The sequence below is a fragment of the Halorhabdus tiamatea SARL4B genome (assembly GCF_000470655.1).
GTDB lineage: Archaea > Halobacteriota > Halobacteria > Halobacteriales > Haloarculaceae > Halorhabdus > Halorhabdus tiamatea.
This window is the reverse complement of the sequence record NC_021921.1, coordinates 289,424-306,774: the sequence shown is the minus strand read 5'-3', so window position 1 is coordinate 306,774 and position 17,351 is coordinate 289,424. Positions and strand designations below refer to the sequence as shown.

At 64.0% G+C, this 17,351-nt stretch carries 16 protein-coding genes; 6 read left to right on the top strand and 10 right to left on the bottom strand.

Annotated features, from left to right (window positions below; genetic code table 11):
- Nucleotides 1-93: 93 nt before the first annotated feature.
- The gene (gene sucC / locus HTIA_RS01545) at nt 94-1,239 is read left to right on the top strand and encodes an ADP-forming succinate--CoA ligase subunit beta (protein WP_008524670.1); all 1,146 of its coding nucleotides are present in this window, start codon (nt 94-96) and stop codon (nt 1,237-1,239) included.
- Nucleotides 1,236-2,108, top strand: a complete 873-nt coding sequence (gene sucD, locus HTIA_RS01540) for a succinate--CoA ligase subunit alpha (protein ID WP_008524667.1) — start codon at nt 1,236-1,238, stop codon at nt 2,106-2,108. The genes sucC and sucD overlap by 4 nt, the downstream gene beginning before the upstream one ends.
- Here the strand turns inward: sucD and HTIA_RS01535 are convergent.
- On the bottom strand, nt 2,102-2,842 hold the full coding sequence (locus tag HTIA_RS01535) for a hypothetical protein (protein ID WP_008524666.1): 741 nt from the start codon (nt 2,840-2,842) through the stop codon (nt 2,102-2,104). The genes sucD and HTIA_RS01535 overlap by 7 nt on opposite strands.
- A gap of 84 nt (nt 2,843-2,926) precedes the next feature.
- Here HTIA_RS01535 and HTIA_RS01530 point away from each other — a divergent pair, with 84 nt between their 5' ends.
- Nucleotides 2,927-3,262 carry a hypothetical protein gene (locus HTIA_RS01530; RefSeq protein WP_008524665.1) on the top strand — a complete coding sequence of 112 codons (336 nt, stop codon included), beginning with the start codon at nt 2,927-2,929 and terminating at the stop codon, nt 3,260-3,262.
- A 7-nt stretch (nt 3,263-3,269) separates the two neighbouring features.
- On the opposite strand, the gene HTIA_RS01525 is transcribed toward HTIA_RS01530, so the two are convergent.
- Both HTIA_RS01525 and HTIA_RS01520 read right to left on the bottom strand, forming a co-directional pair.
- Nucleotides 3,270-4,322, bottom strand: a complete 1,053-nt coding sequence (locus HTIA_RS01525; protein WP_008524664.1) for a disk-shape morphogenesis protein volactin — start codon at nt 4,320-4,322, stop codon at nt 3,270-3,272.
- 166 nt (nt 4,323-4,488) lie between these two features.
- Complete coding sequence (locus HTIA_RS01520) at nt 4,489-5,418, bottom strand: DUF7139 domain-containing protein (RefSeq protein ID WP_008524663.1); 930 nt, start codon at nt 5,416-5,418, stop codon at nt 4,489-4,491.
- A 129-nt stretch (nt 5,419-5,547) separates the two neighbouring features.
- Between HTIA_RS01520 and HTIA_RS01515 the strand changes: the two genes are divergently transcribed.
- Nucleotides 5,548-6,210, top strand: coding sequence for a glycerophosphodiester phosphodiesterase (locus HTIA_RS01515; RefSeq protein WP_021029603.1), 663 nt, complete (start codon nt 5,548-5,550; stop codon nt 6,208-6,210).
- Here HTIA_RS01515 and HTIA_RS01510 read toward each other — a convergent pair.
- The 3 genes from HTIA_RS01510 to HTIA_RS01500 all read right to left on the bottom strand — a co-directional run bounded on the left by HTIA_RS01510 (nt 6,207) and on the right by HTIA_RS01500 (nt 10,108).
- Nucleotides 6,207-6,938, bottom strand: coding sequence for a hypothetical protein (locus HTIA_RS01510; protein ID WP_008524661.1), 732 nt, complete (start codon nt 6,936-6,938; stop codon nt 6,207-6,209). The genes HTIA_RS01515 and HTIA_RS01510 overlap by 4 nt on opposite strands.
- Nucleotides 6,935-8,395: a protein kinase domain-containing protein gene (locus HTIA_RS01505; RefSeq protein ID WP_008524660.1), complete on the bottom strand. Its 1,461-nt coding sequence runs from the start codon at nt 8,393-8,395 to the stop codon at nt 6,935-6,937. Before HTIA_RS01505 ends, HTIA_RS01510 begins: the two co-directional genes overlap by 4 nt.
- A 288-nt stretch (nt 8,396-8,683) precedes the next feature.
- Nucleotides 8,684-10,108 (bottom strand): IS4-like element ISHti4 family transposase, encoded by a 1,425-nt coding sequence (locus tag HTIA_RS01500; RefSeq protein WP_020935938.1) that lies wholly within the window; start codon nt 10,106-10,108, stop codon nt 8,684-8,686.
- A gap of 106 nt (nt 10,109-10,214) precedes the next feature.
- On the opposite strand from HTIA_RS01500, the gene HTIA_RS01495 reads away from it, so the two are divergent.
- Both HTIA_RS01495 and HTIA_RS01490 read left to right on the top strand, forming a co-directional pair.
- Entirely contained in the window at nt 10,215-12,494 is a 2,280-nt protein-coding gene (locus tag HTIA_RS01495) for a methyl-accepting chemotaxis protein (protein WP_008528186.1), read from the top strand.
- Nucleotides 12,491-13,207, top strand: a complete 717-nt coding sequence (locus tag HTIA_RS01490) for a bacteriorhodopsin (RefSeq protein ID WP_008528185.1) — start codon at nt 12,491-12,493, stop codon at nt 13,205-13,207. The genes HTIA_RS01495 and HTIA_RS01490 overlap by 4 nt, the downstream gene beginning before the upstream one ends.
- Nucleotides 13,208-13,328: 121 nt before the next feature.
- Here HTIA_RS01490 and hisD read toward each other — a convergent pair whose 3' ends face one another.
- The 4 genes from hisD to HTIA_RS01470 all read right to left on the bottom strand — a co-directional run bounded on the left by hisD (nt 13,329) and on the right by HTIA_RS01470 (nt 17,318).
- A complete protein-coding gene (gene hisD, locus HTIA_RS01485) occupies nt 13,329-14,603 on the bottom strand; it encodes a histidinol dehydrogenase (protein WP_008528184.1) in 1,275 nt (424 codons plus the stop codon).
- An 85-nt stretch (nt 14,604-14,688) separates the two neighbouring features.
- Nucleotides 14,689-15,321, bottom strand: coding sequence for an ArsR/SmtB family transcription factor (locus HTIA_RS01480; protein WP_008528183.1), 633 nt, complete (start codon nt 15,319-15,321; stop codon nt 14,689-14,691).
- A gap of 80 nt (nt 15,322-15,401) precedes the next feature.
- On the bottom strand, nt 15,402-16,031 hold the full coding sequence (gene fer, locus HTIA_RS01475; protein WP_008528182.1) for a ferredoxin Fer: 630 nt from the start codon (nt 16,029-16,031) through the stop codon (nt 15,402-15,404).
- A gap of 63 nt (nt 16,032-16,094) precedes the next feature.
- The gene (locus tag HTIA_RS01470) at nt 16,095-17,318 is read right to left on the bottom strand and encodes a lactate racemase domain-containing protein (protein ID WP_008528181.1); all 1,224 of its coding nucleotides are present in this window, start codon (nt 17,316-17,318) and stop codon (nt 16,095-16,097) included.
- Between the last annotated feature and the right edge of the window lie 33 nt (nt 17,319-17,351).

Genomic DNA, 17,351 nt, shown 5'->3' with positions numbered 1-17,351 from the left:
TCGAGTATCGGCTGTCCCGGCAAATGCCACCGGTACTGTGTGAAACGGTAGCAAAAAGCGGGATTTAAGCGTCCGCCGCTCCCCGGTAGGTACATGCGACTCCACGAATATCAGGCCAAGCGCGTCTTCGCCGACGCCGGGATCCCGGTTCCCGATTCGACGCTCGCGACGACCGTCGAGGACGCGGTCGAGGCGGCCGAGTCGATCGGCTATCCGGTCGCGATCAAAGCACAGGTACACGTCGGCGGGCGGGGCAAGGCCGGCGGGATCAAACTCGCCGACGACGCCGAGGAGGCCCGCGCGGCCGCCGGGGACATCCTCGGGATGGACCTGAAAGGCTACACCGTCGACCGGGTGCTCGTCGAGGCGGCCGTCGACTTCGTGAACGAACTCTACGTCGGCGTGACGATGGACCGCGGGGCGGGCCAGCCGGTCGCGATGGTCTCGACGAAGGGCGGCGTCAACATCGAGGAGGTCGCCGCCGAGGACCCCGACGCCATCGCGCGCGAACACGTCGATCCGGCCTACGGACTGCACCCCTATCAGGCCCGGAAAGCCGTCTACGACGCGGGCGTCGACCGCGAGGTGGCCGGCGATGTCGCCTCGATCCTCGCGACGCTGTACGATCTCTGGGACGAGAAGGACGGCAGCGACGCCGAGATCAATCCCGTGATGATCACCGACGACGACGAGGTGATCGCGGCCGACGCCGTCTTCAACGTCGACGACGACGCCCTCTTCCGACAGTCCGAGATCGCCCAACTCGAGGGTGAGACGACCGACGACGACCTCGAAGCGATGGCGGGCGAGTACGGCTTCGATTACGTCCGCCTCGATGGCAACGTCGGCATCATCGGCAACGGCGCGGGCCTGGTGATGACGACGCTCGACCTCGTCGATCACTACGGCGGATCGCCGGCGAACTTCCTCGACATCGGCGGCGGGGCGAAAGCCGGTCGCGTCCGCAACGCCCTCGAAGTCGTCTTCGCCGACGACAACGTCGACAGCGTCGTGTTCAACATTTTCGGCGGGATCACCCGCGGCGACGAGGTCGCTCGCGGCATCAACGAGGCCCTCGAAGAGTTCGAGACGATTCCCAACCCAGTCACCGTTCGACTGGCAGGCACCAACAGCGTGCAAGGCATGGAGATACTCAACACCGATCTCGTGACCGTCGAGGAAACGCTCGAAGCAGCCGTCCAGCGTGCTGTCGCCGACGCCGAGGAGGTGGCACAATGAGTGTATTGGTCGACGAAGACACGCGCGTCATCGTTCAGGGAATCACCGGCGGCGAGGGCGAGTTCCACGCCGAGCAGATGATCGAATACGGCACGAACGTCGTCGCCGGCGCGGTCCCGGGCAAGGGCGGCCAGGAAGTCCACGGCGTCCCCGTCTACGACACGGTCGAGCGCGCGGCCCGCGAGGAAGACGCCGACGCATCCGTCGTGTTCGTGCCGCCCGCGTTCGCTGCGGACGCACTCTTCGAGGCGCTCGATGCGCCACTCGACGTCGTGGTCGCGATCACCGAGGGGATCCCGACCCAGGACGTCAGCGAGGTCTACGCCGAGATGCAAGAAACCGACACGCACCTGATCGGGCCCAACTGCCCCGGCGTGATCACCCCGGGCGAGACCAAACTCGGCATCCTGCCGGGCAACATCTTCAGCGAAGGGTCGGTCGGACTCGTCTCGCGATCCGGAACGCTGACCTACCAGATCGTCGATAGCCTGACCGAGCGCGGGATCGGCCAGACGACCGCCGTCGGCATCGGCGGCGACCCGATCGTCGGCACGGACTTCATCGACGCACTGGAACTGTTCGAAGCCGATCCGGAGACTGAGGCCGTTGTGATGTGTGGCGAGATCGGTGGCGAGGACGAGGAGGAGGCCGCCGAATACATCGCCGAGGAGATGGAAACCCCCGTCGTGGGATTCATCGCGGGCCGGACCGCCCCGCCGGGCAAGCGAATGGGCCACGCCGGCGCGATCGTCTCCGGTGGCGGCACCGGGACGGCACAAAGCAAGATCGACGCACTGGAGGCTGCGGGCGTCGCGGTCGGCGAGACGCCGAGCGACGTCGCCGATCTGGTCGAGGGCCTCGATCAGTAGTGCCGAAACAGTAACTGGCGTACGTCGTCCTTCGTCCGGGCAGCTTTCGTCGTCCCGTCGGGCAGATCGACCTCGTATGGAGCGTCACCGTCTCCCTGCCGCCACTTCTCGCTGTGGTCGTCTAGAAGTTTGTTGGCCGACGCGAGTGGTGACGCCGGGGCCGACTCGGCCTGGCCGTCCGACGTCGATTCAGTTTGGCTCCCCGATGGCGATTCGCCCCCGTCGACGGACGACTCGTCGGCCCCGTCCGTGTCTGTCTCGGACTCCCCCTGCGAGGACTCTCCGGTCGTGGTTGGCGAGTCCTCGTCTGCTGGCGATCCTGCGGGGGCCTCGGGAGGACTGTCGGAATCGAACTCCAGATCCGACGTTGCGTCGTCGGCCGTCGACACGTCGTCGTCGGTCTCTGTTCCCACCGCCCGAAGTCGTTCGGCAAGCGTCTCCGGACCAAGCGCCGCCAGCAAGCGCCCGCGCATTTCCGCGGCCTCGATGCCACTACCTGGAACCTCATCGACATCGCTCGCAATCTGCTGGAGTGTCGGGTACGTCGCGGTGGCGACTTCCTCGTAGGCGGCGACGACAGCCCGTTGCTCGGGTGGCGTGTAGGTATCGAGCAGATACTCGATGGCGTCCTGCGGTCGGGTCTCACCGTACGTCTCGACGTACGCGGCTTCGACCTCCCGACGCACGTCGTCGAGTCGGTCCTCCTGACGGTCGGTAATGGATATCTCGGGCATTGTCGGGGCTCACGACGCCCTGGTGCATAATACCGTCCCTGTCGACCGCATCACATTCATTAGCATACAGTTTCAATAGTCACTATGGAGTGTCCGCGTTGTGGGGGTAGCCTGACGACCTTCGCGCTCGGGGGTGCCAAAACCACGGCGGTGGTGTGTGAGTCCTGTGGGTTCAGTGGGGTTCCGGCGTCACACCGTTACGAGGGTGGCGAGCCCGAGAGCTGGGACCGGGCGATAGAACGCTTCGACAGCGACCGTCCGTCGGCCGAGCGCACTTGCCGGATCGGCCGCCAAGAGGGAATTCGTGTCCCAGTCGTCGAGCCGGACCCCGAGACCGAGTCCCGAGTCGACATCGACGACTTCGAAGAGACGGTGAGCGTGGCCGCGTCGCTCGAAGCGCGGCCAGAAGACGAGCCGTAAGGAGACTTCAGTCGTCGGTTTCCGCCTCTTCAGTCTCGTCTTGGTCGTCCGCAGACTCGACTGCAGCCGCCGTGCCGTCGCGTTCTTCTTCCGATCGGGCAGCCACCAGCGCGCCCTGGGCGACGCTGTACAGCGGGTTATCGGCCCGTTCGACGCCCTGGATCGAGAACGGGAGGTCTGCTTCCGAGAGCCGTTCGGCGAACAGCTCCTCGAAGCCGTCCGGCGTCGCGGTCCCGCCGGTCACGACGACCGGGACATCCAAGCCCTCTTCGATGTCCTCCTCGTCGACCTCGCTGATGATGTTCTCGATGACGTAATCGAGTAAGTTGTCGTAGTAGATGCTCAGCGCACCCTCGACCCCGCCCACGTCGGTCTCGAAGTCGAGCGAGAAGTCCTCTTCCTTGACGGACGTGACCTTGTCGACGGGCGTCCCGGTGGCCTGGGCCGCCTTCTCGTCGATCCAGTCGCCACCTCGAGCGATCGAGAACTTCATGACTGGCACCGCGTAGTACGACAGACAGACGTTGGTCATGCCGGCCCCGAAGCTGATGCCCAGCCCCGTGAACTCCTTGTCGGCCAGTTCCGAGTAGATGACTGCCATCCCTTCGTTGATCGGTTCGGGATCGTAGCCCATGTCGCTGAGCAGCGACTCGATGGTCTTCTGGTGGTACAGCGTCGACGTGTCGTCGTCGATCGGATCCGCCGGGACCGAGAAGAACAGTCGCTCGCTCGAATGCTGGGGGTCGCCGACTACCTGTTCGGTGATGAGCTTGATCATCGGAATCGCCGACTTCTCGTCACTCGAGAGAATTCCCGCCTGCATCGGCCGGCGCGTCTCCTCGTTGAAGATGTTCGCGAAGTTGAGCGCGTCGTCGCCGACGATGTACACCTGATCGTCCTTGCGGATGTGCAACACGTCGCTGCGTGACAGCATCTGATCGGCCATGTCGCTGTAGTCGATCTCGACGAACGAGTTGCGCTGTTGCACGAAGACGGTTTCGTTCCCTTCCTGTCTGGCAGACAGGAGATTCATCGTCCCCACGTCAAGTCCCTTTGCCATGAGGGGACATAGCACCAGGGGTTAGATATAATTTGTTGTCTTTTTGTCGCGCGCGGCACGACAGTCACTCGATCCCCTCCCGGAGTGGACCGTCCTGGAGCCTCGCCGGCGACGAACCGTCGGATTGCACCGGGTTCGACCGGAATTACTACGAAGAACCAGCGTATCAGTGGAACAATCGTCGTCGCAGGCGTGCGATCAGACCCGGACGCTCGACCCCGGTCTCGACGTCGTCGTCAGCCTGCTGTCGCTCGCGCATCGCCGCGAGTGCGGAGACCTGCTCGTCCGGACTTTCTGTGCGTGCCGTCGCGTCCTCTCCACCCTGGAATTTCCGCAACCCGTCGACCGCGTCGTCGACGGATCCACTGGCGGATCTGGTCTCCGTGGCAGCATCGACAGTTTCGTCGACGTTGCCCACCTCCGCGGCGTCCGGCATGTCGAACTTGAGCCGTTTCGTGGTCGGTTCGGCCTCGACGCCGCCCCACGTTAACGAGGAATCGGCCATCGCGTCGTCGATGTCCGCACGGACGTCTTCGTCGGTGACGTCATCTTCAGAGGACACGTCTGCGTCGGCTTCGGCCCCTTCGCCTGGCCGTTCGGTGACCCGATCGACGTACTGTGCGACCAGCGCAGCGCCGGTCGCCCCGACGAGCAACGCGACGCCCACGGCATAGAGGCTGATCACGCTCATGTCGTTGGCCGAACTCCACTGCCAGGGATAGACCTGCGTGAACCACACGATCGAAACCAGGCTGATAAGTGTCCCGACCGCGCTGACTGCGCGCGTGCGACGACCGACCGGAAGCAGGATCACGACACTCACGGTGACGGCGGGAACCATCAGCGACCCGGCGACGATCGCGACCTCGCGAATGTACCAGTAGGGCTCGGATCCGGTGGGGTACGTCCCACTGTACAGAAACACGACGAACGCGACAATGCCGAAGGTCACGCCGGCAAAGAACAGCCCGAAGCCGCTGTAGATCTCCCTGCGACTCACGTCGGATTGGACGTATCGCCGGTACGTTGCGACCAACCCGTTCTCGTCGCCGGGTTCTGGTTCCTCAGTGCTCGTCGATGGCCCGTCCCCACTCATGTGTTCGTGCGATGGTTCAAGCGCCAGGATTATAGGTATTTATCGTGGCCCACTTGGCCGATCCGGCCGAGCGCACTCGTGGATCCTCTCCTCGAAAAGGCCTTTGAGGGCGGGCGCGGAACGGACGGTATGCGCTGTATCGCACACCGCGGCTTCGCCGGGCTGTATCCCGAAAACACCCTGACAGCCGTGCGACAGGCGGCCGCGCAGGCGGACATGATCGAGGTCGACATCCGGCGGTGTGGCTCTGGCGAACTGGTCGTCTTTCACGACGAGACGGTCGATCGGCTCACCGACGAGACGGGCGCAGTCGCGGACCATTCGGCCGACGAACTCGCGGCGATGGACGTCGACGGGTCCGGAGAGGGGATTCCGACACTGGCTGACGTACTCGATGTCGTCCCGTCGGACGTCGGATTGGATCTCGAACTCAAGGAATCAGGGCTGATCGAAGACGTCCAGACAGCCGTCGAGGGGACCGATATCGACGTGTGGCTCTCGTCGTTCGACACGGATGTCGTCGCGACCGCCGCGGAGACGACCGACTGGCCAGTCGTGTTGATCGTCGACGACGCTTCGGAAGCCGCTATCGAGCGCGCGGCCGGGATCGGGTGTGCCGGAATCGCCCCCCACTGGCGACTCATCGACTTCGCGTTGATAGAGCGTGCCCATCGCTCGAATCTCTCCGTCTACGCCTGGCCGATCAACGACATCGAACGCGCACAGTCGCTGCGGAAGATGGAGGTCGACGGGATCGTCGCCGAGGAACCGACCGCCTGTCCCGGTGACTAGAGCCGCGCGAGGTTTTGCCGGAGCTTGATGTTCGCGGTCATCAACGCCGTTGCCGTCATGATCACGAAGACGATCTGGACGTGCAGGACGATCGCACGGTCGATTCCCGCGAGCACGACCAGTTCGATGGCCGGGACGAACGCACCGAACGTCAGGACCGGGAGCAAGTGGCGCAACAGGGTGTCGAGCATCGTGCCCTGTACCATCGACCGCGAGAGTTGCGTACGGCCGTACCAATAGCCGTACACAGCGAAGGCGACCGCAGCGACCCCAGTCACGCCGACGAGCAGTCCGTCGTCGACGCTGAGGAGTTCCGCGAGGGCGATACTGCCGACGACGAGCGCGAGTGCGAGGGCGGTCAGCCTGGATGGTGTCCGGTCCGAACTCTCGTCGTCGGTCGGCATGCCCTGGCGTGCGATGAGTCGCATCGTCAACGCGAGCAGGAGGACGAACGCGAGCAACACGCTTCGGCGGACGGCGGGCACTCCGGGGGTGACGATTTCGAGGACGCCGACCAGCCCGTAGAGGGCGGCGGCGACGCCGACGCCTGTGAGGTACGTCCAGATCGACGTCTGGGCGGGCAACTGGCTCGCACGGCGGTTCCAGAGGGCATAGACGCCAAACCGGACACCGAGCGCACCGATGAGGACGAATCCGATGAAGTAGATGAACGTCAGGTTCGGGTTGCCGGCGATTTCCTGTAAGCGAATCTCCCAGCCGGGGATCACGGCCGGTCACTCCCGCGGGACTCGTTGTGGTCGGTCAGTTCGGCGTGCACACGCGTCAGATCCTGGCGGAGATCATTTATCGTTTCGTATCTCCCCAGCGAGCGTTTGGCCAGCGCCTTCGAGACGACGTTGTCGAGTGCGTCCGGCACGTCGACCTGCAGCGAGGGCTGGGGCGGGGCCGCGTTGAGGACGTCTTCCCGGACGGCCTCGAACTCGCCGAGAAACGGTGGTCGGCCGGTGAGCAGCCGATAGAGGACGGCCCCGAGGTGATAGATGTCGGTCGCGTGATCGATTTTCCCGAACTGGCGATCGTAGTACTCCGGAGCGGCGTAGCGCGGGTCGAGACACGACGCGGGCGAGACGTGATACCGGTACACCTCGAGGAGGCCGACGTTGACAAGCGTCGCCGTGTCGGCGTCCCCACGCTCTCCGAGAGCCGGCAATCCGACGTTTCGCGGGTCGAGACCGCCGTGAACGACACCGTGGGTGTGGGCGTACGCCAGCGCGTCGGCGACGTCGATCGCGATCGAAACCGCGCGTGAGGGGGCGAGCGCCTCGACCCGATCGGCGACTGTCGTCTCGAGCAGATCGGTCGCCGCCCATGGCTGTGGAGCCTGATTCCAGTCGTAGACCGTCGCGATACCTGGGTGATCGCTGATCCCCTGCCACCGATCGAGGGCCGTCGCCAGACTCTCCAGAAGTGAGTCAGAATCAGCCGCCGACGGCCGATAGAAGAGTCGCATCGCGAGCGCCCGCTCGACGCCCTCGTCGACGGTCAGAACGCGGGCCACGTCGGCGTACCGACCGCGTTGCTGCCCCGAGAGCATCCTGAGTTCCTCGAAGCGACTGTAGGCGACGATCTCGGACAGCCGTTCGAACAAGCGGTTCCACTGGCGGCGCTCGGCGATGTTCGTCTCGGATCGCTTCAACTCTTCCGGAACGGTTCCCTCTGGCGGACTGGACCCGCCAGACGGGCCCTGGGCCGGATCGTCGTGGCGCTGTGGATCGGCCGGGTCGATCACACTCCGGTTGGGATCGACGCTCCGCGGGTCGAAACCGGCTCGCGGGGGCCGAACACGACCGACGTCTTCCACTCGCGAGTCCCGCCCCCGCTCTCCCCCTGGGGCCCCTGTCCCTTCCCGTGATACCTTGCTGTCGGAGGCAAATTCGGCCTCGACACGATCGGGAAACCGTCTCGCGATATACTCGAGGGTCAGCCGTGCCTCCGCATTGCCCGTTTCGAGACGGTCCGAGAGCCGGTCGCGGACGTAGGTGATCGACCCGGGGTCGGCCACTGCGACCAGACAGAGGGCGAACGCGCCAGCGAGTCGGACGGTCGGATCGTCGTCGTCCAGCAGTCCGAGCAAGGACGGGAGACGGTCAGTGCTGGCTGCCGGATCGGCCATCACTGCCTGGACCGTCTCAAACGGGTCCCGCCCGTCGTCGACGTCTGCCATTGTTGGACGACTACGCGTCACTGACACGTCAAAGCACAGGATAACGGTTGCTTCAATCACACGTTCGGCCGATCCCTTCCCGTCGGGTTATCAGGGTTGAAAATCTGTCTCTTACCCATAACTCGATACTATAGCGTAAGTTCAACCAGATCAGGCATGAGAAGAAGAAATCAATCAAATCTCTATCAGTATCTGCCCAAGATTAGAGAGGTCTCGATGAAGCCGCGTGAAAAGCTCAGTTGAACTCGTTATTTCGACGGGTTCCGCTGAATGAGCCGCGAAGCGCGCTCATTCAGCACCGAGTTCGTATCCTTCAGCCCACATGCGTAGCTTCTGGAGTCCTTTCCACATCGTCTCCCACCCTGGTGGCGGATCTGAACCACGATCAAGATAACCGCCGAGTTTAGCGACGCTCACTGCGTATGATTTTCCATCTTGGTCGCTCAATTCTGGAAATTTCGTTTCCAGAATTGTGCACTCTGCCTCACTCAGCAGGACCGCCGGAGATACTGAACTATCACCACGGGCAAGTTCTCGTAACTCCAGAACTTTCCACGCGATTACTGAATACATGCTCAACAGAACTTCCATCCGCTCCCAAGTCTGCAGTTGCCGTTCTTCGATGTTACAGCCACTCTTGAGCACTTTATGCCAGTCTTCAATTCGCCAGCGGAGGCCGTAATAGTCGATGAGTGTCAGTGTCTCTTCAAACTCTTCGACCGATTCAGTGGTGAGCAACACCCACTGAATCGGGTCGTCATTTTCACCGACCTCGTCGACTCTCACGACATTCGCCTCGATTGAACCCTCTTGCTCAGGATTATTCCTTGGTGCGCGCAACTCACACGTTCCAGTGGCTATCGACAACTCCACCGTTCTCGCTTCGCGCCCACCTCCCTGTTGAATCTCGATTGTTTTGCGACCTTGCTCGGCAAGGTCGCTGCTCCAGTCAAAGAGTTTTTCAGGTTCACCATCATCAGTCCAAATCCGCCGGTTTTGATTCGCTCGGACGATAAAGCCAGCACTTTCCATCTCTCCGGTGACTTCTTCGTAGAACGCGAATGAATCTGCGCCTCGGTCATGAATGAACAGCGGGCGGATATCGTCGGCAAGCCAGTCTCTGGCTTGCCTGTCGCCACGGCTCCACTTCTCATGCTCATTGTCAAGTTGAATCGGCTCTGCTTTGCCGTTGGCATCGTACTTCTCACCAGCCTGCTGGTCCTCGATCAGCGCCTGCTGATCGATGACTCCAGTCATCCGATGGGTGCGTGGATTGATTCCGATCGTGGAGTGTAGCTTGACGCCTTCGAGATCCATTTCAGAATTGCCAATGTCGCCGAGGCCCTCTTTGGAGGGATGTCTCGGAAACACGAGTTCGGTGGTATCGGAGACAATCAAGAGTTCGTCTGACCGACTCACTCTTGATTGCTGTTGCTGCTTGTGAGCAGAGAGAACCTCGTTGGGGTCCACACTGTCATTATCGCAAAATCGGTATGTAGCTTTTGTGGAGGCCCAGTCTCCGCAGGCAGCGGGGATGGACTCGGCAGGTGAGCTGCCGAGTTCATCCCCAAGTTGAACCAATCGGTCAGTCAGGCGCTTGTCTCCAAACTCAGCTGACCGAAACTCCGCTCGAATCCACCCGGAAACATCCATGTCACACAGCTGTCCATCCTCATCGAGTTCTGGCTTCCAACTCCGTGAGCGGCGTCCCATCTACCAGTCTTGGTTCGTCAGCTCCTCGATTAGGACTTGTGGGTAAGAGACAGGGTTGAAAATGGGGAGTGACCATTTACGGCGATCCGATCCGTCGCGTTACACAATGTCAGAGAGACGTAGCGCAATCGTCCCGTCGTTCGTGCGCGAGCGCTACACTGCACGGCTCGGGATCGCCCTTGCGTTCGCGGTGGTAGTGATGTTGGTCTTCGGCGGCGTCATCAGCGCGCAAACGACTAGTGAACTCAGAGCTGACGTCGCGGACGACCTGACCGGGCAGGCGAACGCCCAAGCCGATCACTTGGAAACGTGGCTCTCAGCAGTCGAGGGTGACGTCCGAACGACCTCGAAGCTCTCGGTGTTCGCGTCGGGTGACGTCGATCAGATAGATCGACAGCTCACCGCGATGGTCACGGACGACGAGGTACCCGAGGCAGTCGTTGCCGTCCACTACCTCGACACGGCCGACATGCAGTTTCTGCGCAGTTCGAACGACGCCATGGTCGGGGTCAACCCGGCCGAACAGGGCGCAGCGTTTGCGACTGATCCACCCGCCTTCGACGGCCCGGACGACGTCTACATCTCCCAACCGTTCTCGGTGCCGATCGTCGAGCATCCGATCGTGGCTGTGCTGTCGCCGGTCGAGGGGGCCGAGGACCGGGCGCTGGTCTACATGGTCGATCTGGAGTCCCGGGCAGCAACACTCTCGACGAGCGGGGAGATGTCGACCGTGGTCGTCGACGGTAACGGGCAGTACGTCGCCCACCCGAACGCGAGCAAGATCCTCGAGTCTTACGAGGGGAATGTAATCAATTCGACCGTCGCGAACGGAACGTTCCTCCGGCAGGGAGACACCGTCATGGGCGTCTCGGGGATGGATTCTCACGACTGGACGGTGTTGACCCAGCAGTCGGCCGCGTCGGCCTACGGCTTCTCGGCCCAGATCAACTCCGACCTCCTCGGACTGGTGTTGCTGGCGATCATCAACCTCGGGTTGATCGGCGTCACCATCGGGTCGAACACTGCACTCTCGCTGCGTCGGCTCACGAACCGAGCGAGTGAGATGGGCGCGGGCGACCTCGAGGTCGACCTCACGACCCAGCGTGACGACGAGATCGGGACGCTGTATCGCTCCTTCGCGGAGATGCGCGACTCACTGCGAGAGTCGATCGACGAGGCCGAAACGGCCCAGGAAGAAGCAGAGGCGGCCCGTGAGGAAGCCGAGCGGGAACGCGCCGAGATGGAAGCACTCTCCGCCGACCTAGAAGCGAAAGCGACGGCCTACGGCGAGGTTCTCGACCGAGTCGCCGACGGCGACCTGACCCAGCGGGTCGATCCCGAGAGCGACAACGACGCGATGCGGACCGTCGGCGAGGAACTCAACGCCGCCCTCGAGGCCCTGGAGGCGACTGTCGCCGACGTCGAGGCCTTCGCCACGGCGGTCTCAGAGTCGAGCGACACTGTCCGACGGAACGCCGACCGCGTCGGTGAGGCCAGCCGGCAAGTCAGTCAGTCCATCGACGAGATCTTCGACGGCGCGAGCGAGCAGAGCGAACGGCTCCAGGACATCGCCGCCGAGATGGAGACGCTGTCGGCCTCTGCCGAGGAGGTCGCCAGTTCGGCCCAGGAGGTCGCCGAGACCTCCCAGCAGGCCGCCGAAGTCGGCGAGACCGGCCGTCGAGCCGCCGAGGACGCCATCGAAGAGATGCACGAAATCGAAGCAGAGACCGAACGAACCCGGCAGGCGATCAACGAACTCGATTCGGACTTAGACGAGATCGGCGAGATCGTCGACGTCATCACCGAGATCGTCGAACAGACCAACATGCTCGCGATCAACGCCTCGATCGAGGCCGCCCACTCCGACGGCGGGGAGGGCTTTGCCGTGGTCGCCGACGAGGTCAAGAACCTCGCCGAGGAGACCAAGGAGGCCGCGGGCGACATCGAGGCCCGGATCGAACGCGTCCAGGAGCAGGCCGGCGAGACCGTCGAAACCATGGAGACCACGAGCGAGCGGATGGACGAGGGCGTCGAGACGGTGACCGAGGCAGTCGACTCCCTCGAGACGATCGTCGAGCGCGCCGAAGCGGCCGACCGGGGGATCCAGGAGATCGACGCCGCGACGGGCGATCAAGCCGAGACAGCCCAGCAAGTCATGGCGATGGTCGACGACTTGACGGCGATCAGCCAGCAGACCGTCACCGAGGCTGATACGGTCGCCACCGCGGCCGACGAACAGACCGACTCGATCACTGAAGTGACGACTTCGGCCGGGGACCTCCTCGATCGGGCCGAAGAGCTCCAGGCGCTGCTCGACCGTTTCGAGGTCGGCCGATCGACGACGGACGGGGCCACTGGCGCGGTTTCACGGGGTGATTCCGGATGATCGCGATCGACATCACGTTGTGGTTCACGCTCGGGACGATCGGCATGGCGCTCGGCAGCGTCGGCCTGTCCTACGGGTTCCTCACGCTGTCGAGTGATCGACACCGCGAGTACGCCGACGTCGTCGTGGTGACGCTGATCGCGACGGTCGCGTACGGACTCATGGCGCTGGGGATCGGCGAGATCACGACCGCGACCGGCGCAGCCATCTTCGTCCCGCGATACGTCGACTGGCTGTTGACGACGCCCCTGCACGTCGTCTTCATCGCTCTGATCGCCGGTGCCGGGCGACGCCTCATCGCGAAGGCCGCCGGCCTCCAGGCGGCGACGATCGTTCTGGGATTCGTCGGTGCCCTGCTGGCGACCCCGCTGAAAGAACTGTTCTTCCTCGCGGGGAGCCTGGCGTTTGCCGGCGTCGTCTATCTGCTCGTGATCGAGGCCAACGAGAGCGCCCGGGCGCGCGACGACGTGACTGCGGGGCTCTACCGGAAACTCCGGAACTTCGTGATCGTCCTCTGGCTCGTCTACCCGGTGATCTGGCTGCTCGCCCCGACTGGCTACGGATTCATGGACAACGAGACCGCGTCGCTGGTCATTACGTACATCGACGTCGTCGCCAAGGTCGGCTTCGGCCTGATCGCACTCAACGGCCTGCAGACCCTCGAGACGTTCGACGTCACCGACGCGACCGGTTACGACGCCGTCGAAGACTGATACGGACAGTTGTAACTATTTTCGGCATGTATGGAATACTCGTCCGATCGCCCCTCGAACCCCGTCATCTGGTATCCCCAGGGCGGTAACGAATTACAACTGTCCGTATGAGACGTGATCCTCAATCGTCGAATCGCGTTTCGACGCTCTGGGCGTGTGCTTCGAGTCCTTCTGCGTTCGCGAGCGTGGTGATCGTCTCCCGAAGCGTCCCAAGCCCTTCCTCGGAGAGTTGTTGATACGTCGCGGGACGGATAAAGTCGTCCACCGAGAGTCCGCTTGCGATCTTCGCCGAACCGCCGGTCGGGAGCACGTGGTTCGTGCCGCTGGCGTAATCGCCCGCTGCAACCGGCGTGAACTCGCCGACGAACGCACTCCCGTAGTTCGTGATCCGATCGAGCAAGTCGCGCTCGCTCTCGGCGTGGACGAAGATGTGCTCGGGCGCGTAGTCCTCGCTGAAGGCGACAGCCTCGTCCATCGAATCCGCGAGGAAGACGCCGCTGGCGTCGTTGTCGAGTGCCTCGCGGACGATGTCTTCCCGCTCGCGCGCGGGGGTCTGGCGGTCGATCTCGTCGGCGACCGCTTGGGCGTGGTCGGCGTCGGGCGTCACCGCGACGACGCCGGCGTTCGGGTCGTGTTCGGCCTGGGCGATGACCTCGGCGGCGACGATCTCGGGGTCGGCGCTCGCGTCAGTCAGCGTCAGGACCTCGCTGGGGCCGGCGAGCATGTCGATGCGGACGTCGCCCCGCACTTCGGCCTTCGCGGCCGTGACCCACCGGTTGCCGGGGCCGACGATCACGTCGACGGGGTCGACCGACTCGGTGCCGTAGGCGAGCGCGGCGATGGCCTGTGCGCCGCCGATCTGGTAGACGGCGTCCGCGCCAGCCGCGTGCATCGCCGCCATCGTGACCGGGTTGATCTCCTCGGCCGGCGGCGTCGCCACCGCGACGTGCTCGACGCCGGCGACCTTCGCGGGCACGACGCCCATCAACACGCTGGAGGGATAGGCTGCCGTGCCGCCGGGTGCGTAGACCCCTGCTGAATCGAGTGGGTAGTACTTCCGGCCGAGTTCGCGGCCCTCGCTCGGTTCGACCGACCAGTCCTCGGGCACCTGGCGTTCGTGGAACGCGCGGATGTTTGCGGCGGCCGTCTCGATGGCCTCGCGAACCTCGTCGTCGATCGACTCGTAGGCCGCGACAGCCTGTTCGGTGACGTCGAAGTCCTCGATCTCGACGTCGTCGAAGCGGCGACTGAACTCCCGAAGGGCGTCGTCGCCGTCGTGATGGACCGTCTCGACGATCTCGGCGACGTCCTCGCGGATCTCGCCGATCCCGGAGTCTCGCTCGAAAAGCGCTCGTCGCCGTCGGTCCGAAAGGTCGGAAATGGACTGTACGTCCATACGCGTCGGGCTTGCCAGCGAAGTTACTAACTACTTGCTATCCGTCGAAAATACGATCATCGACAGTGACGGATTCCAGCAACGATCACCGACGACGTGCGTACCACCAGACGCCGACGACGGCCAGAACGAACGCGCCGCCGACGAAGAAGGCGACCGCGGGCTCGCCGAGAAACGAAAGCGGATCGGTCGCTTCCGCGGCTGTTTCTGTCGATTCGAGATCCATCGCGCCCACGCCACCGCTATCGCCGCTCGTCCCGTCCGGCGTCGAGTCCGCGAGGAACTGCTGGATGGCGAACCCGAACGTCAGTGCACCGGCAGCGAGCACGCCGACGCCGGCCAGCAATCGACCGACTGCTCGCTTCAACAGCGATTCGTGCTCTTCTTCGCCCGCGACGAGCACCAGCGCCTCGCTGGTCGGCGCGTAGACGTTCATCTCGTTGCCCTTCGCCGAGTAGTCCGTGCCGACCGACTCGATCAAATCCGCCGATTCGAGTTTCTCGACGTGATAGTGGACGTTCTGGAGGGAGGTTCCGATCTCCTCGCGGATCTCGACGGGCGTCCGGGGGTCGTCGTAGACGAGTGCCAGCACTCGCCGGGCCGTCTCCGAGGAGAGGGCGGCGAAGGCTTCGTCTGCGGCCCCCTCGGTGAGCCCGAGCACCCGTGGTTCCTCGGCGGTCTCTCCGCGCTCACCGCGGCGTGGCAGTAACTTCCCCATGTAAGCCCGGTAAAACAGCCACTGTAAAGGGTGTGCCGATGGGTCAAACGGGGATTTTATTGGTCAAATCCCCGCTTCCGTCAGTCGATTCCGCGACTGTCGGCCGGACGCGGCGGGAGTCGGAGATCGGCGATCGACGGCAGGTGCTTGACGTAGTAGACGACCCTGAGTTCGTCGGTGATCGGGTACCCGACGCAGGACAGACGGATGCCACGGTCGATCGCTTCGGCTGGAAGGACGTGATTGACCGGCTGGGAGAGTTCACCCTCGAGGACGGCGACCGCACAGTTGGCACACGCCCCGCCGCGACAGGAGTAGGGCCACGCCTGGCCCGCCTGCTCGGCGGATTCGAGGAGCGTTCGATCGGGTCGTACAGAGAGGGTTCCGTACGCCCCAGCGTCGAGATCCGCCGCGGCGGCCTTCTCAAAGAGAGCAGCGTCCTCGAGGCACCACCCACGGTCCTCTAAGACGGCGTAATCGAGATACGTGACGTCGACCTGTCGGATCGTCGGTTCCGAGCCCGCACCCGACTCCGTGCCTTCGCGTCGTCGTTCGAGGAGTTCCTCGTAGGCGGACTGGACGGCTTGAAACTCGGCTGCCGAGCCACCCTGATCTGGGTGGGCAGTCTTGACTCGCCGTCGATAGGCGCGGTGGATCGCGTCTTCGCTCGCAGTCCGGTCGATCCCGAGGACGTCAGACGGGGAGGGCACGCCTCCAGCTAGCCAAATTTCGCGGTTAAACCTTCGCGTGGCGGTAACGTCAACCCCGGCCCGTCAGACCAGAAGCGTCTTCGGCGCTTTCGGCACCACGAGCACGTCACTGCCGGGTTCGATCGCGTCCTCGACAGTTTCCTCGGCGTGCATGAGACACTCCTCGACGAGGTCGGGGTCTTCGCTGTTCGTAACGTAGGCGTCGGCATGGCGTAGCGACCGCACCGTGACAAAGCCGCGCTGGGCACCCGGCTCGTAGCCCTCGAGCATCGCCTGATAGCAGGATTCGGCGTCCTCCGCTCCAGAAAGCCACTCGTAGAAGCGCTCTTCGCCACGCCCCGCGCCGTAGCCCTCGTCGAGCACGGCGGGGACGACCACGCGTCCACCTTCCTTGACCGGCGCGCCATCGGAGAGCACGACGTAGGTTATTCCGCGCGTGGTCTGGTAGAGCTGGGCATCCTTGGGCGCGCCGACGCCCGAGACGACAGCGTCGTACTCGCCGTCGACCTCGAAGGCCAGCGCCTCGCGGGCGGTCTCGGCCAGATCGCGGACGACGGCACCCGAATCGCCCGCGGCGGCGTCCAGAAAGCCGTCGGGGCCGGGCGTGACGTTCAGACAGAAGTCAAGCCCGACGAGTTCGCCGGCTTCCTCGACGGCCTCCCGGAAGGGGTTGCCGTCGATCTTGCCCAGCTTGACCGACTCCTGGCCCAGCATGTCCGGGCCGTGGGTGTACTTGATGAAGGACTCGCCGCCCGCGCCGATGATGACCGTCTTCGCGCCGCCGGAGAAGCCCGCGTACTGGTGGGGTTCGCTCTGGCCCGTGGTGAGTACGAGATCGGCCTCGGCGACGGGGCGATAGATCTCGATCGGGACGTCGTCGACCTCGCCGAGCGTGACGGTGTCGTCGGGGTCGTGGTTCTCCGCGAGGTCGGCGTACTCGTCGAGTTCGGCCTCGATCTCCGCCTCGTCCATCGGCCGGTGGAGGCCGAGGCCGAGGACGATGGTGACCTGCTCGCGGTCGACGCCCGCGGCCTCGAGTTCCTCGAAGAGGACATCGACCAGAATCCCGTCGGGTGCGTCCCGCGTCACGTCCGTGACGACGATGGCGACCTCGTCGTCGGCGTTCGCGCGTTCGACGAGTGGTGGGCCGTGAGGATCGGCCACCGCCGCCTCGGCCGCTTCGCGGACGTCGACTGGTTCGCCGCCGGGGAGTTCCGCGATCGTCACGTCGCAGTCGGGGAGATCGACCTCGACGTAGCCGTCTCCGCGTGGGACTTCGAATGTCATCTGTTCGGGTGTCGAGACGGACGCGGGCCACAA